16 protein-coding genes and 2 pseudogenes are annotated in these 23,303 nt (G+C 58.2%); 15 read left to right on the top strand and 3 right to left on the bottom strand.

Annotation, left to right across the window (positions count from 1 at the left end):
* Nucleotides 1–1,632: 1,632 nt before the first annotated feature.
* Complete coding sequence (locus BRA1417_RS40450) at nt 1,633–1,917, bottom strand: hypothetical protein (protein WP_035968521.1); 285 nt, start codon at nt 1,915–1,917, stop codon at nt 1,633–1,635.
* Between the two features lie 277 nt (nt 1,918–2,194).
* Here BRA1417_RS40450 and BRA1417_RS40445 point away from each other — a divergent pair, with 277 nt between their 5' ends.
* The 11 genes and pseudogenes from BRA1417_RS40445 to BRA1417_RS0113850 all read left to right on the top strand — a co-directional run bounded on the left by BRA1417_RS40445 (nt 2,195) and on the right by BRA1417_RS0113850 (nt 15,133).
* Nucleotides 2,195–2,923 carry an alginate O-acetyltransferase AlgF gene (locus BRA1417_RS40445; protein WP_156948745.1) on the top strand — a complete coding sequence of 243 codons (729 nt, stop codon included), beginning with the start codon at nt 2,195–2,197 and terminating at the stop codon, nt 2,921–2,923.
* 11 nt (nt 2,924–2,934) lie between these two features.
* Complete coding sequence (locus tag BRA1417_RS0113885) at nt 2,935–4,314, top strand: MBOAT family protein (protein WP_027516261.1); 1,380 nt, start codon at nt 2,935–2,937, stop codon at nt 4,312–4,314.
* A 10-nt stretch (nt 4,315–4,324) separates the two neighbouring features.
* Nucleotides 4,325–5,368 carry a hypothetical protein gene (locus tag BRA1417_RS0113880; protein WP_027516260.1) on the top strand — a complete coding sequence of 348 codons (1,044 nt, stop codon included), beginning with the start codon at nt 4,325–4,327 and terminating at the stop codon, nt 5,366–5,368.
* Nucleotides 5,369–5,408: 40 nt separating this feature from the next.
* Nucleotides 5,409–6,353: a twin-arginine translocation pathway signal gene (locus tag BRA1417_RS0113875; RefSeq protein WP_198034829.1), complete on the top strand. Its 945-nt coding sequence runs from the start codon at nt 5,409–5,411 to the stop codon at nt 6,351–6,353.
* Between the two features lie 191 nt (nt 6,354–6,544).
* Nucleotides 6,545–9,139 (top strand): tetratricopeptide repeat protein, encoded by a 2,595-nt coding sequence (locus BRA1417_RS41765; protein WP_027516258.1) that lies wholly within the window; start codon nt 6,545–6,547, stop codon nt 9,137–9,139.
* 1,689 nt (nt 9,140–10,828) lie between these two features.
* Nucleotides 10,829–10,954: a recombinase family protein gene (locus BRA1417_RS46270; RefSeq protein WP_156948744.1), complete on the top strand. Its 126-nt coding sequence runs from the start codon at nt 10,829–10,831 to the stop codon at nt 10,952–10,954.
* A gap of 706 nt (nt 10,955–11,660) precedes the next feature.
* Nucleotides 11,661–11,765 (top strand): annotated as a pseudogene (locus BRA1417_RS46265) (PEPxxWA-CTERM sorting domain-containing protein); the annotation flags it as partial.
* Nucleotides 11,766–11,856: 91 nt separating this feature from the next.
* A complete protein-coding gene (locus tag BRA1417_RS42770; protein WP_084462235.1) occupies nt 11,857–12,165 on the top strand; it encodes an H-NS family nucleoid-associated regulatory protein in 309 nt (102 codons plus the stop codon).
* A 1,533-nt stretch (nt 12,166–13,698) separates the two neighbouring features.
* Nucleotides 13,699–13,782: pseudogene (locus tag BRA1417_RS46260) on the top strand (PEPxxWA-CTERM sorting domain-containing protein); the annotation flags it as partial.
* A 300-nt stretch (nt 13,783–14,082) separates the two neighbouring features.
* The gene (locus tag BRA1417_RS44035; RefSeq protein ID WP_156948743.1) at nt 14,083–14,475 is read left to right on the top strand and encodes a hypothetical protein; all 393 of its coding nucleotides are present in this window, start codon (nt 14,083–14,085) and stop codon (nt 14,473–14,475) included.
* A gap of 364 nt (nt 14,476–14,839) precedes the next feature.
* A complete protein-coding gene (locus tag BRA1417_RS0113850) occupies nt 14,840–15,133 on the top strand; it encodes a hypothetical protein (protein ID WP_371260019.1) in 294 nt (97 codons plus the stop codon).
* Between the two features lie 1,432 nt (nt 15,134–16,565).
* On the opposite strand, the gene BRA1417_RS41760 is transcribed toward BRA1417_RS0113850, so the two are convergent.
* Nucleotides 16,566–19,337: a response regulator transcription factor gene (locus BRA1417_RS41760; RefSeq protein WP_051448340.1), complete on the bottom strand. Its 2,772-nt coding sequence runs from the start codon at nt 19,335–19,337 to the stop codon at nt 16,566–16,568.
* Between the two features lie 292 nt (nt 19,338–19,629).
* Here BRA1417_RS41760 and BRA1417_RS0113835 point away from each other — a divergent pair, with 292 nt between their 5' ends.
* Nucleotides 19,630–19,836 carry a hypothetical protein gene (locus tag BRA1417_RS0113835; RefSeq protein ID WP_027516255.1) on the top strand — a complete coding sequence of 69 codons (207 nt, stop codon included), beginning with the start codon at nt 19,630–19,632 and terminating at the stop codon, nt 19,834–19,836.
* An 87-nt stretch (nt 19,837–19,923) separates the two neighbouring features.
* Here BRA1417_RS0113835 and BRA1417_RS44775 read toward each other — a convergent pair whose 3' ends face one another.
* A complete protein-coding gene (locus tag BRA1417_RS44775) occupies nt 19,924–20,088 on the bottom strand; it encodes a hypothetical protein (protein ID WP_198034828.1) in 165 nt (54 codons plus the stop codon).
* A gap of 606 nt (nt 20,089–20,694) precedes the next feature.
* On the opposite strand from BRA1417_RS44775, the gene BRA1417_RS0113825 reads away from it, so the two are divergent.
* The 3 genes from BRA1417_RS0113825 to BRA1417_RS0113810 all read left to right on the top strand — a co-directional run bounded on the left by BRA1417_RS0113825 (nt 20,695) and on the right by BRA1417_RS0113810 (nt 23,244).
* Nucleotides 20,695–21,429, top strand: coding sequence for a PEPxxWA-CTERM sorting domain-containing protein (locus tag BRA1417_RS0113825; protein ID WP_027516254.1), 735 nt, complete (start codon nt 20,695–20,697; stop codon nt 21,427–21,429).
* 330 nt (nt 21,430–21,759) lie between these two features.
* Entirely contained in the window at nt 21,760–21,984 is a 225-nt protein-coding gene (locus tag BRA1417_RS0113820; RefSeq protein ID WP_027516253.1) for a hypothetical protein, read from the top strand.
* A gap of 978 nt (nt 21,985–22,962) precedes the next feature.
* Nucleotides 22,963–23,244, top strand: coding sequence for a hypothetical protein (locus tag BRA1417_RS0113810; RefSeq protein WP_027516252.1), 282 nt, complete (start codon nt 22,963–22,965; stop codon nt 23,242–23,244).
* The last annotated feature ends 59 nt before the right edge of the window (nt 23,245–23,303 follow it).

Below are 23,303 nucleotides of genomic sequence, written 5' to 3'. Positions count from 1 at the left end.
ATCATTCGAACCGGCTCCCTTGGCTCTGACTCTAAGGCGGCGGCCCGGAGCCTTGCGGGCGGGCGCCACTCCAACACCCAACGCGGCCAAGGGCAGATTTTAAGCCGACGTGGCTCGCTCGCGAAGTGTCTGGCGATCTGACGACGCGATGTGCGGCCAGCAACACCGCCTTCAAGGCGAGCAGACCACTGGCTGATGATGATCTTGTTCTGCGCGGCCTCAAGTTGGCGAGACCCGGCTCGCCGCCGACAGCCACGCGACGCCCCTGCCAGCATGGCCGCGGACGAGCACATGCCCGCCGCTGTTGCCGCTGACAGTCCATCCGGGGCATCGGCCGAGAGGTCATGTCCTGCATCCAAGGTCGCACTTCAAAGGCCCGCAAGAGTCGGCTAGGCTTCCGGGGCGTGACCCCCAGTCCCGCCCAAAAGACCGCCGGCCCCGCGCAAACCCCAAGTTTCGCCCCCGGGGCCGGCGGCCTCCAGGTGGCCTCCTCGAAAGCCCTGCCCGACCCGAAGGAGCCGCTCTCCTGGGTCGATCACCGTTTGGGCCGGCACTGCTCGCGATCATCCAACCGATGACACGCTCACTCGGCGCAGGCGGGTGACATCCGCCTCCGCGCGGCGTGCTGTCGGTCAGTGCGGCAAATCCCGGCGCTGCCCCTTGACCGCGAGATCGTCGCGTTCTCCCCGTCGGTGAGCCGGCCGGCAAAGCCAGCCAGCTCCTCCAGCCGCTTGATGGACGCTTTCATGTGGATAGCCTGAAACCGCCGCGAATGCGCCGGATCTGGTTGAGCCGCAGCAGGCTGTGAAATCGCGACCAAGGCTGAGAAGCACAGTCCAGGCAGACATTTAACCTTGAGAAGTGAGGTTAATCCGAAGTTCGCCTTGAGACCGGGCGCGTGCTTCTCTAACGCTTGGCCGCGCTGGACAGGGTGGGTCTGAGTTGATGCCAAAGACCACGGATTGGTAGTCTGGCAGGGCCGCCAGACTTTCGCCCCCGTCTGGCGACCCACCCCACTTTTGCAGCGATTGGTGCGCAGATGCCCTTCGAAAATCTCTCGGACCATTTCATCTTCCGCTTGTACGAGAGCATCCGCGACGAGGTGCGTGCGGATGCCCGGTCAGGCATTCGGCTGCTCGGCGGCCCGGCGAAAGAGCGTGCAGAGGAATTGCGTCGTGAGATCGAAAGTCGGGGACTGTACTGTCCCCCTATCGAATGGCCTGAAGACACGGTGACAACGAGGTGACTACCTGTTTCTGACGTTGAGCTTCACGTCTGGTCAATGGTGCGGCCACCGGCCCTGATCATGCGGTTCGGACCAGGTAACCTCGCCCTTCCGAGCCGCCGATTTTCGGGTAGAGAGCACAGTTCGCGGTGCTCGCGCGCATGTTGAAAAACGCCTTGCTGGTGGTCGCGTGGCCGAGCAGGCTGCGTACGTCCGGCAGCCGCGGCGAAGGAGCACTTTTGTTGCAGGCCGGGACGTAAGCGCAGTTGCGGGCAAGAAGCGCCGATCCGGTCGCGCACACGCTATCCGTTGACTGAGGAAAGACAGTCATTCCCGGCAAGCCTACGGGTACCCCCCAAACGGACCACCAGAGCAGTGTTTATGTCGTCGTACGACTATCCGGCGTGTTACCACCAGAAGTAAGGAAACACCCGGTAGCGAAGCCTCGGATTGCCATAATGGCCCGGACCGTCGAAAGGACCGTAAAAATTGCCATCGCCATAGACCCAGCGCGCCACAGGCCGGCGGACCGGCGGACGGTGACAGCGGCCGCTTTCGTCACAGATCACCTTCACCTGCTCAAGCGCACCGTCGGCCTGAGCTGCGCTGGCCTGGACAACAAGCGGCGAGGCCGATACGCCTCCCGCCAGCATCATCGAGAGACCGGTGACCGCTCCAGCCAGTTTCAGCATTGTATGGCCCTCTGACCCGTCCGATTCATGTTAACAGGGATGAATAGTCTTAATGGCCTCTCATTCACAGGACAAGGCTACAGAGCCAACTCCAGAGGATTTGCGGTCCGCGGGATCCTCGCTGCGATGTATCTGCCACATTCGGCCCGGCTGGTCAGGATGGCAGGATCGCAACCGAGTGCTGGCCGTCTCCCGCTTTGCTAAAATCTGTTTCCCATGCGACCAGAGGTATTGGCCGGATGCCGTTCTCATGGCTGGCTGTTAAGCAGCCGGCGCGTTGTTCAACCAGGCCCTGAATCCAAAAATGGCACCTCTTCTTCCCTGTCATCGCCTTTCTCGGAGGCTGTTCGGCTTTGCCGTGCTGCTACTGGCACTCTCGATCGTCCGGCCCGGTCAAAGTCTTGGGCAGGAGATCGGTCGGTTGTATGCGACGAGACCCCCGCCGGGATATGCCTTCGTAAGAATTGTCATGGCGTCCGACGGACATGTCCCTCGGATTCAGGTCAACTTCCTGGATTTGCCGATGAGCGAGGCTACGGGGGCGAGCTCCTACCGCGCCGTTCCAGGCAATCAGCCGCTAAACCTCTCCATCGACGGCTCTGCGGTTTCGAAAGATATAGTGCCAGGCGCCGAGACGTATCACACCCTCGTGGTCTCGAAGACCAACTCGGTCTGGACCCTGCAGTCGATTGACGAGGCGCAAAGCTCCAGCGACGGCCTGAAAGCCAGGCTGCGCTTTTTCAATCTCGTACCCGGGTGCACAGCGATGCTGAAAATTGCGGGCGGCCCAACGATCTTTGAACAAACTTCGTTCGCCTCCGTCCAGTCCAGAACGATCAACCCTGTGATCGCCAAACTCGAAGGGTCCTGCGGCGAAGACAACGCGCTCCTGACGCTTCCCCAACTCCGCACCGGCGATTACTACAGCCTATTCCTTCACAAGGGCTCCGGGCGGCTTCGTCTCACCGGACAATTGGATGAGATCGAAGCCTATCGAGAGCGCTAGGCCACGCATCGATGGTGTTTGTCAGCGATTCCTTCATTTTTGTTTTTTTGCCTCTGTTTTTGCTCGCCTATGCGATCGCCCCTGCAAGATTCCGTAACTTCACGATCCTCGTGTTCAGCTTGATCTTTTACGGCTGGTGGCGATTCGATTTTCTGCCTCTCCTCGTTGCGATTGCCTGCTGGTCGTGGGCGACGGGCCTTTGGATCGTCCGAAGCGATGGCGGCGAGCGCCAATTTGCCCTGCTCGCTGCTATCCTTGCGCCTATTGCGAGTCTGATCTGGTTCAAATACGCCAACCTTCTCGCTGAAAGCGCGCTGGCCCTTGGTGCTTCAGCGGGACATTGGACCGCGATTCCTTTGCCAATCGGCCTCTCATTCTTCGTGTTTGGCGCGATATCCTACTCAGTTGACGTCTTCAGGAAGACGGTCGCCGCCGAGACCAGCTTCGTGAATTACGCAACCTACCAGGCCATGTTTGGCCACCTGGTCGCAGGTCCTGTGGTCCGCTATCAGTCCGTCGCGGAACGGCTGTCGTCACGCTCCTTCGACCTCGCGGAATTCACGGAAGGCTGGCGCCGTTTCATGCTCGGCTTTGCACAAAAGGTGCTGCTCGGGGATACGCTCGCACCACTTGTCGACGCCGGGTATGCGCTGCCAAACCCGAGCACGGCCGATGTGGCCTTGACGGCCGCAGCCTACACGCTGCACCTGTATTTTGATTTTGCCGGTTACAGTAGCATGGCCATCGGGCTGGGACTGATGGTCGGCCTGAAATTCCCGGAAAATTTCGACAATCCCTATCTGAGCAGATCCATCACCGAGTTCTGGCGCCGCTGGCATATCAGCCTGTCAAGCTGGCTCCGCGACTACATTTACATACCCCTTGGCGGAAACCGCGCTGGCAAGGCTCGCTCCTATTTCAACCTCTTGCTGACCATGGCGCTCGGCGGGCTCTGGCACGGAGCGAGCTGGACATTTCTGGTCTGGGGCATTTGGCATGGAGTTGGATTGATGGGGGCACGGCTGTGGCATGCAGCTGGCGGACCGGCGATCCCTTCAGTAGCCGCCCACTTTCTGACCTTGATTTTTGTGATGATCGGTTGGCTGCTATTTCGGGCCCAGGACTGGCATGTTGTCCAGACAATGATGACGGCACTGCTGGGGCTTAACGGGCTGTCCCTTTCATCACCAATGATCGCGGCGGCAAGACCTGTCGAACTGCTCACGCTCGGGGTGAGCCTCTTCGTAGTGTACGCCCCGGCACTGCCTGAATACCCGCTGCGACGTTACATCGATCGTCCACCGTTTGAACTGGCGCTCTTGCTATGGCTCTGCGCGTTATGGACGATGCAAAGCCGTACCGTGATTCCCTTCCTGTATTTCCAGTTCTGAGGGACGCGGGATGATCCGGCCTTTGCTCGTACTCGCAGTGATCTTCTCGGGCCTCGTCGCCGTGCTGACCAGAGGTCACGAAGCACTCGGCCAGGTGTTGAAAACGACGACAGTAAACGATCTAGCCTACGGCGGCTTCGCGCAGAAAATCGACAAAGCAATCTTTGGAGCGGTGCCGCGAAGCGTCACGCTGGACGGCCTGGTGACAGGGCTGGAGTATCGGTTACTGGGCGACGCCGGGCCACAGGTCCGCGCCGGGTGCGGTGATTGGCTCTACAGCATCGAAGAAGTGCGGGCCGAACGCAATGATCGCGAAAGGATGGCTCTCCGCGCGGAGATGCTGCAACGGCTGGTCCGGGCAATCAAACAATCGGGCGCGCGACTCGTTATTGTCCCTGTACCGGACAAGGCAGACCAGGTGGAAGACAAGCTCTGCGGCATCACGGCTGTACAATCACGCTTGCGAGACCGATTCTGGAGTGAACTGGCACGCGTCGACGGCGCGTTTGTCGTCGACCTCCGCGACACCTGGCCCAGACCTGGCTATTGGAGGACCGATACGCATTGGGATCAGGCTGGCGCACGCTTTGCCGTCGAGCGGATCAGGCAGGCCGTTTCTGGCACGCTCGCTCCCGGACAAGACGCAGTCAAACTGATCGAGGGGCCACTACGCGAGCGTACCGGTGATTTGTTAAGACAATCCGGGCTGACCCATGCGCCACGTGCGCTGGCCCCGGCTCCCGAGCAGGAGCAGGAGGTCAAAGCCGAGATTTCGCACGCGCGCGGACTGCTCGACGACGCAGCCGAACCGTCAATCATTCTGGCTGGATCTTCGTTTTCGTTGAACTCGGGATTCTTCGAGTATCTTCAGGCTGCTCTCACCAGAGAAGTGGCCCAGGTCAGCCAGCCCGGCGGCGGCTTCGCCGGCGCGCTGCTTGAAACCCTCGAGAAAAGAGCTGGCAGCCTGGACAAGAACAAGGTGGTGATATGGGAGTGGCCTATGCGATCCCTCGTCGTCCCTCTTAGTGAGGGCGAGAAGAAGTTCATGCGGTAGATCAGGTGATTCAGTGAACCCTCGCCCAACAAGATTAATGGTGGCTGTTGCAACCGCGTCGCTTGCACTCGCGTCGTCTGCAGTGGCACACGACGCTGTCATCGAGGGGAAGTCCAACTGGCTCTTTGCCGGTTGGGAGAGCCTCACCGTGACCCGCCCTGACGCAGAGCGCACGTCCATCCAGCTTATTTCAGACGTCGAACGCCTGCTGGCTCAGAAAAACGTCAAATTGATTGTGGCAATTGTCCCGCTCAAGCCCCGATTCTATGAGAGCTTGCTACCCGACGGGTCAGCGATGTCCGACGCTGTTCGCGGGCGCTATGACCGGGAGCTCACCGGACTCCGTGCTGCTGGAGTCAATGCGCCCGACCTCCGGGATGCCTTCAAGACAGTCACGGCCGATGGCAAGGAAGTATTTTACCGCACCGATTTTCATTGGACGACGTTCGCTGCCGAAGCGACAGCGGATCTTGTCGCTGGTGTAATCGCCGCCGGGGCGCCTTTGCCGGGGAAGCCCGGCGGCGGAACCCGGTTGGGCGAATGGATGAGCGATCGGCATCTTGGCGACCTCGCGGCCAACTTCCTGCCTCCGGACCGGAAGCGGGCCATCGGGCCGGATGTCTATGTCATACGGGCGACCGCTGCGCCGGCCGCCGGACTGCTCGACCCGGACCCATCTGCGGTCGCCGTGGTCGGCAACAGTTTCGTGCAGCCCTACTTCGGCTTTCCGCAGCGACTGTCCAACAGGATTGACCGCCCCGTCGCGCTGAAGTGGAATCCCGGAGACGTCGGGCCCTGGGCTACGCTCCTGCAATATCTCCGGTCCCCTGAATTCACGGCCGCGCCAATCAGATATCTGGTCTGGCAGCTCAACGAAGCACAGATACAGAACGGACCTGACGCCCTTGGCGAATGGGCACCGCAAAGTATTTCCAGCCCCAATGACTGGCGCGCCAAGGTTAGTGATGCCTTGTCAAATCGATAAAAAGCTTAATTTTGTCTGACGTATAATTTTGTGCCTGAAATTGCTGAAGAAATACAGCAGCAATTCAGCAACACGCCCGGAAAAAGCATGAATTTTGAAGACGTTGCTCTGATCGTCCGCCGGATTCCGGTTCCGCCAAATCCGTAGCTCAGCTAGGCTGGTCTCCTCGGTTTCACATGCCTGTGGGGGCTATGATTATCTGGCGCGCAGAACGTCCAGGACGACGTAAGCTGCAGGCTGTCATCGGCGGCCTGGTGCTTTCGCTTGTCCTGGTCTGCCCGGTAACTGCCCAAACGGCTGATCCGGATCGTCCGCTCGAAGGGGAAGCCTACACCTCTGCTGAAGCGGCCTATAAGGCGTTTGAACAGGGCAATTATCAAGCCGCAGCAAACCAGGCTGCAACATCGGTGAACTTGCGTCCCGATATCCTTCGCCTGCGATTGCTGCTGATTGACTCAACTATCGCCGCAGGAAATCTCGCAGCAGCCGAGCAGGCGACAGCGGCGGCGCTTTCAACCTTTTCCGCCAACCAGGAACTGCAGTCCCGGCAGTCCAGCATTCGCCAGCGCCTCGCGCAGCAACCGGCTGGGGAGGGCTACAAGGCGCTGGAACGCGGCGATACCAAAGCCGCCATTCGCGCCGCCCGCCGGGCCGTGGAGTACGGGCCGGACGTGATGTCCTACCGCCTGCTATTGCTCGCAGCCCAGCTCGCTGACAACAGCCTTTCGGCGGCTGCCGAAACCGCAGCGGAGGCGATCAGGCTCGATCCAGGCAATTATGTGCCGGTCGTCTGGCGGGCCTACATCTACCAGAGGCTTGGGAACCGGACCCTCGCCGTGGCCGACCTGAACGCGGCACTCGCCCTTCCCGACCTCACCGACGCTGAGAAAAAGCAGATTCGGCTGATTGCGGCTGATGCAGCACTTGCGTCCGGTGACTACCGCGCAGTTCAAACCCTGCTTCAGCCGTATCCAAAAACGGATCCGCTGGTTGTTACACGGATCGGCGACGCTGATGCGGTTGCCGAAGGCAAGGCGACGCTGAAAGGCGACGGCAAACTCTTACCCATGCCAGTGCAGGATTGCCGCGACACGCCGTACGGCTCCGTATGCAGTCTGCAAGCGCCCTACGTTCAGAGTATCGCCACTCCGATCGACAGGAAGGCCGAAGGCATCGAGGCGGCAGGACGAGCCTATGAGGCCAGCCGGGCAAGGAATTACGGGGTAGCCATCGAGGAAGCCAGGAAAGCGGTTGCGGGCATGCCCGAGATCGCCAGCACGCGCTTGCTACTGATCAACCTGCTGCTCAGTGCTGGTCGGTCGGCTGAGGCGGAAGCCACCGCGAGCCGTGCGATCGCGGAAGGTTTGGCGACCGCCGAGATCTATGCCCAACGGGGCTTCGCGCGTGTCCGCATTGGCAAGGACAGGGGTGCGATGGCAGATTGGGAAACCTCGCTGGCGCGAGGGCTTCCAGTCGAGCAAGTCCGGAATGTCCGTCTCGCGCTGGTCGACACCGCGCTCAAGGCCAGGGAACCCCAACGGGCGATCCGGGCCATTCCGCGCACTCGCCTCGACTATGAATTCACGATCCGGCGCGCTTACGCGAACCAAAGCCTGGGACACAAGGAAGAAGCGTTGCGCGACTTCAAATCTGCGGAGCGCTTATCGACCAGCAACACCCAGCGAGATGCTGCCATCCAGGCCGAGATCAATACTCTCCTGGAGCTGGGCAGGAAACCCGAGGCAGGCGCGATCTTTGATGCGGCGATCGCTCGCGGCCAACTTGCCTCGATCAGGGAAGCGGACGTGGCCTACATCGGGGTTGCCGTTGCCAATGACAAAGTGGCTCTGGAGCTGTTCGATCGCGCGAAAGCCAAGGGCGCGCTTCCGCCACGTGCCACCATCGATGCCGGCTACACGGCCATGCGGCGGTTTCAAAATCCGAAAGCTGTTGCGTATCTCAAGGAAGGCATCGAAGCGAAAGCTGATGGACGCATCAACATCGATGACCAGAAGCTGTTCGAGACCCGGCGAACGGTCGCCGATCTCACACGGACGTGGGGTATCAACAGCTCAATCTCCTACGGCAAGGTTGGATCGGCTCCCAATCCCTTCCTGACGATCAACTCGCCCGGAAGCAGCTATACATCGCAATTCGGATCCGAGCTCTACTACCGCCCCGAAGCGTTCGGAAACCGCAACGGCGCCCTGTTCGAGGTCTTCGGCCGCGTGTTCGAGACGCTTTATGACCAGGCGGGCGGGCCGACCGGACTGCCCACCACGCAAGGAATGGCCGGCGCGCGGTGGAAGCCGTTCTCGGAGCACAATCTTGTCCTCGAGGTCGACAGGCTGTTCAGGCTGGGTGACGCGGCCCGCAATGATACGCTCCTTAGGGGAGCCTATTCCTATTCTGTCGGCACGGACTTGCGGGCGATCGATACGCATTGGCCGACCTGGTACATCTACACGGAGGTCGACCGCTTCTTCGAGAAGACGCAGCTGGTCGGATTGTTCGAAGGGCGGTTTGGTCACAGCTTCCGGCTGGATCCTGTCAGCAGGAATCTCGTGCTCTTTCCGCACGCTGTGATCGCGGCCAGCTATGATGATTCGTTCGCGGTTCATGACGCCTACTCGGCCGGCGTCGGCGGCTCGATCCGGTACTGGTTCGGTGAGACCAAATATGTTGCGCCCCCCTCATATTGGGAATTGACGCTGCAATACCGTTTCAGGCTGGCAGGCGACAAACGTGCCGAGGGCATTTTCGCGCAGACATCCATCAACTACTGAACATCGCTCTGGCTGCCGGTCGTCTCCCGAAGCTCGCGCCGCCCGGCAGACAGCTTGGCGGGAGGTGGCGGCCAGCCTGCTGGTTTTGTTTTACGCGCCATCGAATGGATGATCAGCCAAGGTGGTGCGAATTCGAGTGCAGCATTGGCTGCCAGTCGCCCGCGTTAAGGTTGAGAAGTTAGATTACCATCAGTCCGCAATTGAGCTCAGCAAAAAAGATTGCAACACTTGCGAGCGGCCATGATCCGCCATAGCAAGTCTGAGATCACCAATGCTGACCACATGTTGGGCTATATGGGCCTTCGCCTCGGTACTGGCGAGTGCCGCACGTCTGACTTCATTCGACCCTTCGAGTGAGATCAATCACCGGGCGATGCAAACAACGATTGATGATCGCGGCCAGTAAGGCGCTTGTTGGTCTATGTCAGACTGGTTTGCTCATGGGTCACCACGTTCGACATCTTCGTGCGGCGGCTGCCTGAGCGTCATGAGGATAGCCAACGACGTCAAGCGCCGTCGAGTGTTCTCGTTCTGGCCAGCAGCTATCTGACGTTGGCCGGCAGTGCCGAATTTCTGAGCCGACCTCAGGGTCTTACGGCAGGCAAACACCGACAGGAGAATTAGACCGCCGTGGTGCGAACCGGCGCGAGGATCCGTAGCGCGGCCCCGTGGTGCCTTGAATCGACCCCGCCGGCTACTCAAACCCACGCCGGTCGCCCGTGGCGGGTTTCGACAAGCTCGCCAAGTGAGGCAATGCCGGAAAGTGTGCTTCAACGCGAGCGAGGGATGGTCGCGGGACGCCACTTGCGAGGTCGCGGACGCGCAGGCGCGGCGCCCAGCCCGACAGCAATGATGATGTTTCGGCCGCCTTGCAGGGCTTTATCACCGCCAAATCGACCACGCGCTTGATGTGCAGCTCGCGCTGATGGCCGTTGCCACCCCGCTTTTAGTATCCGAATCGTCGTTCGATATGGCATACCTACATAATGCAGGTGCAGTGTCCGAATTGTCGGGTAATTGCTGCAATCGGAGCCACCAAGTGGTTCATCGATGGCGGCTCATGTCCAGAGTTCGCCAGAACGGACCTTGGCGAAGCCGAGGACTATTAACGCTGCCACGTTCTCGCAAAGGCGGTGGAGGAAGCGCTGGCTACCCGCGGGCTGCTAAAACGTCAGTAGCTGCCCTTCGTATCTGCGGAGACGAGCTGTTCTTCCAGAGATGGGATGGTGCCCGCCGAAACTCTTGCCGGCTCGCGTTTCTCAGCCTCAACGGGAGCCGTAGCGACCGCCATGCCTGCCGATGGCGGAGTCCGCGTCTCGGGCCGATGAGCTGGCTGCATATTGCACTTGATCCTGGCGTCGAGATACCGGCATCGTTCACTCCGTTCAGCAATGACCCGTATTCACTATTTTTCGGGTCGTATCCTTCATTGCGGTAACCAGCCTCGATATTTCGGGCCGTCGTGCAATCGCGTCTGCGCTGTACCCGCCGTGCTTGAGCGCGCCTCTCTTGTCCTTGGGAGCGCCTGGAGACGGCCCGTCATGCATCCGGCACCTTCGATCACTCATCACGGGTTATTGGCAAGAATCGCCTGCTCGCGTCCGAGCTCCGCATCTCTTGCGGTGGCGGGCACAAAGGCTAGCGGAGACCGCTTCGCAAATAACGTCGCACCGATCATCAGGGAAATTCATGGGCAGCGCCATTGCATCCCTCCGCGCTATTGCTCAAGCTCTTAATGCCCGCGATGTTGCGACGGCTCGCGGTGGTCAGTGGACTGCTGTGCAGGTCAGTTCAATCCTAAAACGAGTTGGGTAGCGGGTGTTCGCCAAGCACCTCGCCGCCAAATAGCCATCTAGTATCTTTCGGCATAGGCCGACAACCTGTCATCTATATCTTTCGGTATATAGACTGCAGCCATTAAAAACCTTTAAATCTGTTAAACAATTAGCCAGTTCAATTTTTTGTAAGGAGTTTAGATATGAAGACACGACTAATTGCATCGATGGCTTTTACGGCAGCATTTGCGCTAACGTCTGCAGCAAATGCTAATCTCGTCATCAACACCGGGAACGGAGATTTTGATGAGCTCGTGCAGTACCAAAACCCGACCTCCTCAGCCGACGGCAAGACGCTCTATACAACGACGAATGCCAAGACGCCGACGGCTATTACATTTACGGGCTTAGAAGCTTTGGTAGGGTCTGGCGGTCAGGCGACGATCACCGGTACCGACGGCAACATTATGGATTTGTCGTGGACGCTGACAAATATTACGCAAGCCTATACCGATGGAGTGTTCAAGGTAACTCCCTCAAAAACCGGCGGTGCAACGGAGATAACGGTTACAGCCCTGGATCAGTTCGGAGGCATTTTCACCGACACTCTGGCTATTGATAACAGCGGCTTCTTCAACGTGTCGTCGTTGGACAATCAGTTAATTCGCACGATCACGATATCGGCTAATGGTGAGCTCGACGATGTTCGGCAGGTGCGCTTGGGTGGAGTTACGACGATCGCCGGGGCGGTACCTGAGCCCTCGACCTGGGCAATGCTCGTTCTTGGGTTCGCGGGCGTTGGCTTCATGGCCTATCGCCGGAAGCAGCATAGTTCGTTCCGTATCGCCTAAGCCTGCGGTCTTCTAATTGATCGATGAAGGCCGCCATGTAGGCGGCCTTCATTTTTTTAAAATGATTTTTTTCTGCCTTTGAGGCAAGGTGATGAAAGTGAACATTGATACGGCGTCGGATGACGAGCTGTGGGAAATTTACTCACAAGTTGGCTCCCTGCTTGCCAAGCGGTTGATGGCTGAGAAAACAAAACTCGAAACGAGGCTCAGCCAATTGCTTCACGACGCGCCGTCAACGGAACGACGGCGGCCATATCCCAAAGTTTTTCCGAAGTATCAAAATCCGGATGAACCTTCGCAGACATGGTCGGGACGCGGAAAGACGCCGCAATGGGTCTATGCACTTCTCAGAAACGGAAAGACCATTGAGGATTTAAGGATAACCGAAACAGCGTTTTAGCTCGACGGAGCCTGACAAGTTGTGTCTGGCCCGGCAGCGATATCAGTGATTTAAAACGCCTTCAAAAAAACGTTTCCAGGCGCGCGAATAAAAATACCTGCAGCTTGCCGACAAGTCGACGCGTACCGTGCTGATGTTGACTGAAAGGCTGGACCACCATCGAGCCCGAGGGCAGCAGTCGATAACCGTCTAGCAAGTTAATGCGGACCAGGCGATGATTGCAGAGACCATCACCACGACGCTGCGCTGCAGGCAAAGCGCGAGGTGCCCATAGAGCAGTTTATGGAGCCGGAGCTCGTGAAGGCCGGGAGGGGGCAAAAAGCCGGATGACCGACAACCCCATGCACCGCTGCAATTTAGCTCCCAGGTGCCAAGCCAACTCAAAGCGAACCGGCCAACCCTGTCGATCGCCGGCGGTGACGGGATATCGCGTCTGTCGGATGCACGGCGCCCACGGCGGTGCGCCGACCGGGAAGCTCAATGGCAACTTCCAGCATGGTGGGCGCACTAAAGAGGCTGTTGAAGCGTCACGATATGTAAACAGTCTCGCCCGGCTGGTGCGCGAAAGGAATAATGCCTCCGCTCACCCAAAACGTCCGGTTTAGCAGCGACAGGACATCACCTCAGCTAAGGACACCCTTCGGCTTAGGGACATTAACAGCGATCGGAGTAGCTCAACGGACGTGGTAGTCTTTCCTTACACCCGCTTTCTCCCGACCGACGACCACGGTGGGCAGAAGCTGGCAATGTGTGCAGATTGCCGCGGGGCTAGCGTAGGCCGGGATCTCTTGGCAAGCGCCTTCCTATTACTTATGCCATAGAGGCATTTTCATTTCGCTCGTTAACGCTCGATAAAGCGGAACAAGTGGCATAGAGCATGCTGCCTTGGGGCGGGTGCGTTGTGTCAAAAGGGACTCGCTATGCGAAAATCCATCTTACTTGGAGCAGCGGCTCTCGCCGCAGGCCCTCGCTGCCGCGCCTGCAAGCGCCGAGCTTGTACTAATCGCCGCGGCCGACCTAACCGGTCAAGGCATAGGTGCTACCACAACGGCTTTTGACCCTTCAGTCGCCAGGGCGATCGACTACGGAAAGCGGAGGCGTTCTTTTCAATGGCACGACCTTTGGGAACGCCAAGACCGGTGCGTCTCAGTCCACGACCTTCACCTTGGCTGACCTCGGCATCACTAGCGCGAGCCAGCTAGGGCTGATCGTGAACTTGTCAGAGCCGGGATCCGAAAGTCCTCCATCAGTCACGACTGCTAACAGCACTCTGGCGACCTATGGCAACCGTTCCAATACGGTCACGCTAAACGTTTTAAGTTCAAGCGGGACTCTGCTCGAACAGCACAGCACAGCCCCCAAGCTGCAACAATCACCCGGGGTCGGCGGTTCAGGGTTGATCTTCGGACTTACGCCGGCCGAACAGATCCAACTCAATAACACGACTGCCCAACAACGCGGGCACCGAGGTCTTTACAGTTGGTGCGACCTTTGCGAACGCGTGGTAGTCTGGAAGTGATACAAGCGGCTAACATCTCTGCCGTTCCTGAACCCTCCAGCTGGGCAATGATGATCTTGGGATTTTTCGGCGTTGGTTGCTTGGCGTATCGTCGGCGCAATCAGCACGTGTCATTCCACCTAGTTGAATGGAGCTCATCTACAACGACGGGGCGCCGCAAGGCGCCCCCTTCTTCTAAATGGATGTAAGCGAATGCCGGCCTTGATCTGAAAATCCCGCCGACGATCCACGCTTGTAGAGCAGCACCCCGAGCTGCCGAGCTTGCCGGCGCACGGACGTGATCCGGCGCCCTGCTCCGAGAGACTGCCGGAGCTGGAAGAAACTGAATAGAACATCGCGTAATAGTTGCAACATTGTCCCGAAATTTGTCCGATGTTGCTGGGCGGAGGTAAGCCACCTTGCCATCCTCCGACACTGCGGCGGGCACTCTCTTCGCTGATCTATTTTGTCGCGCCGCCCGCGTCGGATCGGTGGGGACAGCTAATTTCAGCACGATTCTCGATCACCGTAATGAACTGATGGGGCCGCGTTCGGGCGGCCTCCCTGTAATGAGTTGCAGTGCAAAGGTGAATTTTGCTGGCTTTTCCCGCACGACGGCTTCAGAATTGCGCTGTATTAAACCTAGCTTTTTCGCGGGACACGCTGCAATGGCAAACCTGCCGTTTCCCGTGATGCCTTTCGCGGGTTGTTCGCTTTCTGCGCTGCGAAGGCTCACCCTGATCATAAACCCGAGGGCGAACATTGCCTTCTGGAGCTATTCGGATTTGCCGAAGACATTCCCGATAGTTTAGTGCTGCAGTGATCGGACAGAGTTGATCTGCTCGGCTCCGAAACCGTTGGCCGCCCAATGGAGCCGCGCGCCCGTCAAACTCAAATCACTGATGGCCACGCGCAATACGACCATGCAAGTGAATTTCTCCACGCGCTCCTGAGAGCCCTCGGACAAAAAATGCAATGATCAAAGCCGCAGTGTTATGGCCGCAACAGCTAAACACGCAGATTTCCACGCTGCTCTTGCAGCGCTTGCGATCAAGTTGACCTTTTATGAGATTTTCTGGCCCTCAGCCGAGCCCGATAAGCCGGCGCGTCCACTGCGCTGATATGCACGAAAACATTCTGGGTCTGGTTTTTAGGCCGACAAGGTTCTGCTTGTTGGTGGGCACTTCCGCACCTCAACCGCTACTGGAAAGGCGTGCTGTGACCCGATACTCTTTCGATGTCAGAGGCGGGTTGGACCTGTATTCCGATGAGGAAGGCGTGGAACTGCAGTTGCAAACAGATGCCGAGGTGGAGGCTGCGGGCACCTTGGCGCAACTGGCGCGGGACATGGCGAAAGAAGTTGCGGGCCAAGATCATCGGTCGGATATTGCCATCGAGGTGCGGACGGCCTCAGGACCGGTCTTTCAGGTCGCACTAATATTTGCCGCCAACAAAACTGCGTTACAGTGAAGAGCCCGCACTTTCGCAGGGCTTAAAACGCTTATTCCACGCGTCTCGCGCCGCTGCTTCATCATCTCGCGTTCACCTGCTACCCATCCGACAGGGCTCTCAACCTCAACTGATAGATGCCCGCGATGCGGCGGGCTCCGCTGTCGCTGCCTGCTAACCTGCGAAACTCGTGGAGGCCGTTTGTGCAGATCAAGCTTGACCTTTGTGGGTTTTGCGAGCTGCAGCCAGATGTTTTTCTCGGCATCAATCGTTTCCAATAATCCTTGTGAGGAACGGATCCAGTCGGGCCGCACAAGCACGGCTCTGCTCGTGCTTCGGACGAAGCTGCCGAGCGTTTGAGGGTGATCGCTCTTGGGCAGTAACCAGCAGCCTTTCGCTGTCCCCAACGAACACACGAAGCTGTGCCCCAGACCGGCAGCTACGAAGTCTGCTTCGCCGATGGACCGCCCAGCGTCTACTTCTATTGGGACAATATCCCCGGACGGCGGCTCGCGCCGAACCTGTTGACCGGGGCAGAGGCACTAGAGAAGGCTCAGGCACTCGCAAGAGCGGAGCTCGCCCTCCATCGAGAGAAAACGGCCAGGCGTCCCTCGGGCTAAGTTCCTGGACGAACTAAAAGGCTCCTGTCGCTTTACGACAGAGGCCGCGCGGATGGATGGCACGAGGCAAGCCGGGCTTAGGTGTCACGCACAAGGACCCGCGTCCTTGAAACGCACAACCCGATATCGGGTGTCAATTGCGACTCCGGTGCAATGTGCCTAAAATTTGCGCACCCTCTTGGACCAGCGGCTAGGACGCCCTTGGTAACAGTCGGGTCAACGAAACGATCTATTGTTTCCTCGAAGCATGCCAGAAACAGACCGAGCGTATGTTGCACCCGTGGTGAGAGGGGATTCCAAATGATCATGCTCAAACTGGTTGCAGTCGCTCTCGGTGCAGGATTACTGTTCTCGATGTATTCTGGCGACCTCGGCGCGGATGTTGTCTTGGCTATTGTTTCCTGCCTTGCATAAGGCGGCTTAGAATAAGCCTGTCCACCGCCCGAGTTTGATTATCCGGTCGTAGTGTTGTGCGGCCCTGCTCGTAAACGGCGCGAAAACCGCAACTTGCGCGACGGTTTCCCGTCACACGCTGGCGAGATGCGCGCGGCCTTCTGCTGCCCGGGCGACGCAATGCCGCTGCAACCTCAATGATCCTGCCGCGCACGGTTGCGTGTCAAAGGACGATCCCCGCCGCCCGAATGGGGCGAGGCTATTCAATGATAGATCGGACGAACCTGCGCTATCTTCTGCGTCTGCTCGGGCATGCGAGTGATGCGGCGTCGGCTTCATCCCCTAAAGATCAGTAGGAGCGTTTGCCCGACGATCTCCACTGTCTTCGGCGGCCAGAGGAGAACCAGCGAAGGCTGCCATTGCGACAACAATAGCTATCATCAAACTATGAGATCGTTGTGCGAACTTACCATAGCATGATGCAATGCATCGCTCCTGTGATCAATTGCGTGATCCACCAAGGGAGGTTCCCCTCCTTTGAGGATGGCCCTTAATTCGAAGTGGGGAACGAACTGAACGGGCACATCGTTGAGTGCCTCGAGCTTGGGATGGGCTTCGACATTGGAAGCGCTAGCAAAGCTGTCGAAGTGGAACGCCTGTTCTCTGTCGACGCCGCCGATCTCAGAGCTGGTTGCAGCAGGGCCACCGGGATCCGATAAATCGCTGGTTGTCAACTTCGGAATGGGTGTCGAGATGCCTTGGCCCGCGTGGCCCGCGCCATTGTTGAAGTCCGGGCTCGTGGCGATTGCATCGACGGCTGTCTCCGAGCTGACGGAGCCCGAGGCAAAAATCGGTATTGCGGCGCTTGCCGGCTCGCCTGCCGCAGCCACCTCGGAGGTCGCCTCGGAAGCGTGCTGCGCGTTTGAATGAGCTCCGCTGTTGCCTGGCGCGGCAGCTGGTTCGGCCGGGCCGGCTGCCGCAGCCACCTCGGAGGTCGCCTCGGAAGCGTGCTGCGCGTTTGAATGAGCTCCGCTGTTGCCTGGCGCGGCAGCTGGTTCGGCCGGGCCGGCTGCCGCAGCCACCTCGGAGATCGCCTCGGAAGCGTGCTGCGGGTTTGAATGAGCTCCGCTGTTGCCCGGCGCGGCAGCTGGTTCGGCCGGGCCGGCTGCCGCAGCCACCTCGGTAGTCGTCTCGGAAGCGTGCTGCGCGTTTGAATGAGCTCCGCTGTTGCCTGGCGCGGCAGCTGGTTCGGCTGCCGCTCCAAGCATGGCAAACTCCGAAAACTCAGGTCCAGAGTTTGACGCTACTTTGTCATGCTCAGTCGGTAAACCGCCGCTACTTCTATCGAGGGCTTCCTTTTTTGATGTGATGATCTCGTCGAAAGTGTTTGTTGCTTTGATACCAGCGAGCACGATCGGTGAAACGCTGACTGAGGTGCTAACCCGGTCGTTGGTCTCTTGCGTTGAATTAGGCAAATCGCCGCTTGCACTGGTGCTCCTCGACGAAATGTTGGCGCCGATCCGGGCGCGTTCAAAATGTAAGCCAAAGCCATTGTCCGCCGGCATGGTCCAGAGATGAGCCGACCCGCTTGCGCCCTCTTCCGCATCAGATTGAAAAAAGGGATCCGCAGCGTCAGTCGTCAGAGAAACATCTTTGTCGGTGATACCTACAGCATCCGTGTTCTCTAAACTCGCAGCGGCAGCCAGTGCGGCCTGCGACCCGAACATGGAATGTAAGGTCTCGGCCGAAACAAATCCTCGAACATGAATCTCCAGCAGACTAGCATCACCAACATCTAGGCTGCGATCCGTTTGATTCACGTAAACGATCGTTTCGTCGGTCGCGGAGTTATAGATCCATGCGAGGGTGTGGGGCGGCACTGACTGGCTAGCCGACCTCATCTGCAGCAACGCCAAGGAGCCGAATGCTGTCAGGTTGATCGTGCCCGCCCCCGACGTGAACTCGCGATGGCCCGTTGTCGATCCCGGTTTTGTTGCGGTGTGATTGATGGCGACAATCAGATCGTCGGACTGTTCTTCTCCCGTGCCGAGTGATTGTGCTACAGCACGCGAGCTTTCAAGTGCGAATATCCACGCACCCGCCAAGGCGGTAAAAATGCCATAACTAGCGCCCTTCATCTGGTTCGCACTAAGCGGGGGCACAGGGAATTGCTGTTGCGCCACTGCACCGATTTGGTAATTTGCCATCGGTAGCAATGGTGAAGAACTAGGAGGCTGGAGACTGCCCGATCCAGGCGGGGCCTCGCTTCTAGCGGAAGCAGACAGAATGATTGGGTGACCTGCCTCAAGCGAGCCTGAGATCGCTGGAGACGTTCTTACCCCGGCCTTGCTATCAAAAACTGCCGAAGCCGTGATCTTGTTGTTCTCTTCGACGGTGTTCGGCACGCCTGATCTCCTTGGCGTAAATCCCAAGTGGTCGGGGCCGCCGTTAGACCGAGTGCTGTCGTCCTCATCGAAGGAGTCATTGTCCGATGCTTTGACGTCGTCCAGCATTGCGAACGCATATGCGGTGAGCAACAGCGTACCGAGACCGGCCGACCGTTGCGATACTGCAAGGGTGGCGAGCATGGTCCTGTTATTTATTGCGAGCTTCTGAAATATGTTATGGAGATGCACTTTGATTGTGCCGAGAGACAAGTTTAATTGACGAGCAATCTCCTTGTTCGACAGTCCGTCCGACACGAGCTGTACAATTTGCCGCTCCCGCTGAGTTAGTAGTCCCAGCACTTTTTCCAGTTTGACGCTGTCGGACTCATGTTCAACTGGCGATTGGGATCCTTCCGGCGGCGCAGACCGCTCAGCTATCGACCTCAAAAGTCCCAGTAGAGTATCAGAGGACACCAATTTAGAAATTGCACCGCAATCGCCAGCCGCAATCGCCGATGTGAGTTCGTCGTGTTCATGCTCGGTAAACAACACCAGCCGGGTGGGTAACTTCTCAGCTTTAACAATAGTGAGGATCGCGGAAAGGGTCGGCCGGGGCAAGGAATCGGAAATAAGCGCGATATCGGGCGAGAACGTCTGGACCGCTTCAAGCAAGGCTGTCGCATCGCTACACGACGCGATAATCTCAAAATCGCTCTGGGTTGAAAATACGGAGGTTAGCCCCTGCAAAAGGATCGGCAGCCGTTCAGCGATCACCAGCCGGATGCAGCGAGCGTACGGTTCATCGTCTGGGCAATTTCTGAGCATCGGCTAAACCCTCACCCCGGGTCTATATCCTCAGGTATATAGCCGAGGCCGGGTCACTCTATTAAAAGCATTTTAATAAGCAAGAATAGAGACCGAACAAATTAGATCTCCTTAACCATTAATAGCAATGGCCGCTTCCGTCTGGTTCAACGGAGCGATGGCCGAGGCAAGCGGCCACGCTGGCTAATAGAGTTGTTGGATTCAGGAATGAGCATTCGCGAGGTCCAAATCCGCGAAGTGACCGCGTAGGCGGATCTGAACTGTACGTCAAATTGACGTTAGGACGTCCTCTATGGATCAGGACGATCGATCGCAAAAGCTAAACGAGATGAAGTTGACGCTGGCCGTGCTGTCGGTGCAGTTCGATGCGGCGGCCATTCGAAGGGGCCACCGCTTCCTCTCTCCATCTCTCGGGTCGATCGATAAGGTAAGCCAAAATCTTGCGTTGCGAGCTGTGCTTGCCATGAGGAACGGCAGCGAGCATCAATATGAATCCTGAAACCTAGGGAATTGCTCCCAATTTCTGACAAAAGCGACGTGCAGCTATCAAGTTTGACCGATTGGCCACTGCGATTTGGCTCGGCGCTTACTGCCGCTTGAGATCATGTAGTTCGGCTGCTGGCGCCGATCTCAGTTCCTCCTCAAGCTCTCGGATGTGCTTCGCCGTTGGGCCGTCGGGAAACTCTTTGATCAGCTCGCGACAGTGCGCCAGCTTCCGTTGAAATGCCAAAATATCGTGGTGATCTCCCATCAGGAAAAATCCTCCCGGCCTAGCTCTTGTAAAACAGTAGGCCCTGTTCGCGAGCTTGCCGACGCACCGAGCTAACGCGGCGGCGCGACCCCTTCCGCCTGAACGGCTTTCAGAGCCGGAAGTTGCTCAGCCCGCGCACTAACCTTGATCTCTTACCTTAATCTCACCTGGCTATTTCAGGGCCGCATGCGAGCTGCATTCTCGACGCGCTCGCCGTCTGACGAACAGCCTTCTGCCGACAAGCCTGAGATGCTGCAGTACGATCATCTCACCGGGGCTGGCCAAATATTCGCTTAGATCAATTCACCCGGGCTCATTTGACCACACGCAGGGCCGCGGCAGTATTCCCTGATGCGGCCGGTTTGCGTCATGCCCCTAGCAGCTTTCGGACAGGCCTTGGTTCTATCTGCGGAGGGGTGGCGTGCGCGCGCTAGGTTTGGGCGTCTCAGTCGGCTAACACCTGTCGGGATTTTTCGGCAAACATCTTACTATTACCTTTGGAATAGAAGCTTTTTCTGAAATCGTTAACCGGGGATAGAGCGGGAACAAACGGCATAAGGCAGCTTGCTGACTGGGGCGGGTGCGTTGTGTCGAAAGGGACTGGCTATGAGACAATCCATCTTACTTGCGGCAGCAGCTCTCGCTGCAGGCCTAGCTACTACGCCTGCAAGCGCCGAGCTTGTACTAATCTCCGCGGCCGACCTGAGTGGTCAAGGCATAGGTGCTACTACGACGGCTTTGACCCTTCAGTCGCCAGGGCGATCGACTACGGAAAGCGGAGGCGTCCTTTTCAATGGCACGACCTTCGGGAATGCCAAGACCGGTGCGTCTCAGTCCACCACCTTCACCTTGGCTGACCTCGGCATTACTAGCGCGAGCCAGCTAGGGCTGATCGTGAACTTGTCAGAGCCGGGATCCGAAAGTCCTCCATCGGTCACGACTGCGAACAGCACGCTGGCGACCTACGCCAGCCTTGCCAATACGATCACGCTGAACGTTTTCAGTTCAAGCGGGACTCTGCTTGAACAGCACAGTACCCCCCTTAATCAAACCCTTCTGCAGCAAGCAGGCGGAGTCGGCGGTTCGGGGTTGATCTTCGGACTCTCGCCGGCCGAACAAATCCAACTTAACAACACGATTGCCAACAACGCGGGCGCCGAGGTCTTTACAATTGGCGCGACCTTTGCGAACGCATCCGGCGGTCTGGAAGTGATCCAAGCGGCCAACATCTCTGCCGTGCCTGAACCCGCGACCTGGGCGATGATGGTCTTGGGGTTCTTCAGCGTTGGTTGCTTGGCCTATCGTCGGCGCAACCAGCATGCGGCGTTCCGCCTCGTGTAAGTGGACTTAAGCTTAAAGGGCGTCATAAGGAGCGTCATTGCAAACCCCGCGGGGGCCACTGTTGCAGAACGGTGGCCCTCTCGCCTGAAGTGTGACAGCGCAGGTGCCACGGTGCGGCTCTAGAGGTATCACTCGCGCCTCAATGCGTCCCACGGCACGTGCCAACAGCCTAAGGAGCTGTTCTCGCGAGTCATGGACCCGCTCAATTGAGAGACTTTTCGTTAGGAACGTTACTGCAATTGCCAGGTTTTCCTGATATCTCCAGGCGCGGCCCCAGCTCGCAATCCCCCTAGCCCCCAGAGCTGGGGCCCGCTCTCGCGAAAGATCACGATGGCACGCAAGCGCTCTGAACAGGACACAGATCCACAGCTCGCTGAAGGGCTCACCGAGACCTGCAGAGGACTGAGCCCACTCGAAAGCGCACTTCTGATCGCCGAGGGCATGCGCCAAGTCTATGGCGGAGAGTTTCAGATCAAGGCCAATCCGGACGGGAGCTTTGTGGTCATGGCCCGGAAATGGGTCCGGCAGGACCCGGGACAAAACAAAGGCCGCTGACGTCAGCCATGGGCGGCCTTCCGGGGTTCAATACATACGAAAGTGAATACTTGCGCCTCCCATGCCAGTTGCCGGCACCGCAACGTAAACTACGCACCGACCGTGATACTATTCTGTGAAGTGCTGCTCAGGATTGTCTTTGACGCCACCGGCGCAACAGCGAAACTTTGATGCAGTGACAAATCGGCGCGCGCCGTAGTCGGCGCCGCGCGTGCTTACCAACAACGGCGTCGCATTTTCCCCGTTATCCACAGCCCTGTGGTTGCCGTAACTTGACAAGAGCGCTTGAACCGAACCTGAGCGGGAGTAACCTTCGTCTTTTCCGATTGGCTTTCTTGCGGGGGAAATTCAATGGACAAAATCGAGCGAGCTTTCGTACTTGTTGCACTCGCGGGCTTTTACGGCACGATCGCCGGGCTGACGTGGCTGATCGTAAGCTAGGAATTGATTGGCGCAAAAAAGAAGGGACCGGTGTGTAGAAGCCGGGCCCATAGCCTGAGCAACATCGTCGGCAAGCTGTTCGGCTACAAGCTAAGTTTGCCGCCGCTCGACCCGCGCTGTCTTGCGATAAATCAACGGCACTACCGGGTGCCCGGGCAGCCTGCCGGCGGTAGGGGCGCCGCCACAGCACCGACTGCCGTGAATTCAATCTTATCTTCGTTCGGAGCGCCCCGCCGTGCCTTGATCTCGCCGCTACCCGTAGATTTCCCAATGTCGGTCGCATCGAGATCATTCGACCATATCGAAATGAAATCGTCTAAGCCAAAGGAATGGACGCAGGCTGAACGAAAGCGGCTCGCTTGGCTGGCGCGGCGTCGTGTCGTGTCGGAGATAGCGGCGGCGCTGGGTCGGCACACCGGATCAGTGAGGCGAATGGCGCGCGCAATGGGACTCATTTTGAAAAGATAAAACAGCCAACTTCTAGCCTCACCCCTCGCGCTACGCTCCTCATGTGATCGGTATGCTTGGACACGCGACATGCTTGCGGCATACCTCATCGCGCATCAACACCAGCACCCCGGCGATTATAAAAGCCACGATCTTCTTCGAGCAATGAAGCCCTGCGCTACCTTCGGTCTTATGTTCAGCCGGGCCAGGATCAAATTTATCGAGTTTCTAACACCGTTGCACAAAGATTTCGTTTTACGCTATCCCGAAAAAATGACAGACATCAGGCCTCCCGACCTGGACGAGGCTTGCCGGGTAATCAAGGAAATTTTGAAAGACATACATCTAGTTTTCAAAATGAAGGGTTTTTGACATTAGCCAAGCTGTCGAGGCGCTATAAATCGCCTGGGGCATCAAATCCGCGAGCGCCA

The organism is Bradyrhizobium sp. WSM1417, assembly GCF_000515415.1.
GTDB lineage: Bacteria > Pseudomonadota > Alphaproteobacteria > Rhizobiales > Xanthobacteraceae > Bradyrhizobium.
Note: the sequence above shows the minus strand (reverse complement) of the source record. Positions and strands in the feature narration are given on the sequence as shown.

Bases quoted from the DNA above. Each gene is read 5' to 3' on its own strand.
- BRA1417_RS41765 (WP_027516258.1), top strand. From the start codon at position 6,545: ATGATTATCTGGCGCGCAGAACGTCCAGGACGACGTAAGCTGCAGGCT.
- BRA1417_RS44775 (WP_198034828.1), bottom strand. From the start codon at position 20,088: ATGGGAGATCACCACGATATTTTGGCATTTCAACGGAAGCTGGCGCAC.
- BRA1417_RS42770 (WP_084462235.1), top strand. From the start codon at position 11,857: ATGAAAGTGAACATTGATACGGCGTCGGATGACGAGCTGTGGGAAATT.
- BRA1417_RS0113820 (WP_027516253.1), top strand. From the start codon at position 21,760: ATGGCACGCAAGCGCTCTGAACAGGACACAGATCCACAGCTCGCTGAA.
- BRA1417_RS46270 (WP_156948744.1), top strand. From the start codon at position 10,829: ATGGGCAGCGCCATTGCATCCCTCCGCGCTATTGCTCAAGCTCTTAAT.
- BRA1417_RS0113825 (WP_027516254.1), top strand. From the start codon at position 20,695: ATGAGACAATCCATCTTACTTGCGGCAGCAGCTCTCGCTGCAGGCCTA.
- BRA1417_RS0113885 (WP_027516261.1), top strand. From the start codon at position 2,935: ATGGTGTTTGTCAGCGATTCCTTCATTTTTGTTTTTTTGCCTCTGTTT.
- BRA1417_RS0113810 (WP_027516252.1), top strand. From the start codon at position 22,963: ATGCTTGCGGCATACCTCATCGCGCATCAACACCAGCACCCCGGCGAT.
- BRA1417_RS40450 (WP_035968521.1), bottom strand. From the start codon at position 1,917: ATGCTGAAACTGGCTGGAGCGGTCACCGGTCTCTCGATGATGCTGGCG.
- BRA1417_RS0113880 (WP_027516260.1), top strand. From the start codon at position 4,325: ATGATCCGGCCTTTGCTCGTACTCGCAGTGATCTTCTCGGGCCTCGTC.
- BRA1417_RS0113835 (WP_027516255.1), top strand. From the start codon at position 19,630: ATGGATCAGGACGATCGATCGCAAAAGCTAAACGAGATGAAGTTGACG.
- BRA1417_RS41760 (WP_051448340.1), bottom strand. From the start codon at position 19,337: ATGCTCAGAAATTGCCCAGACGATGAACCGTACGCTCGCTGCATCCGG.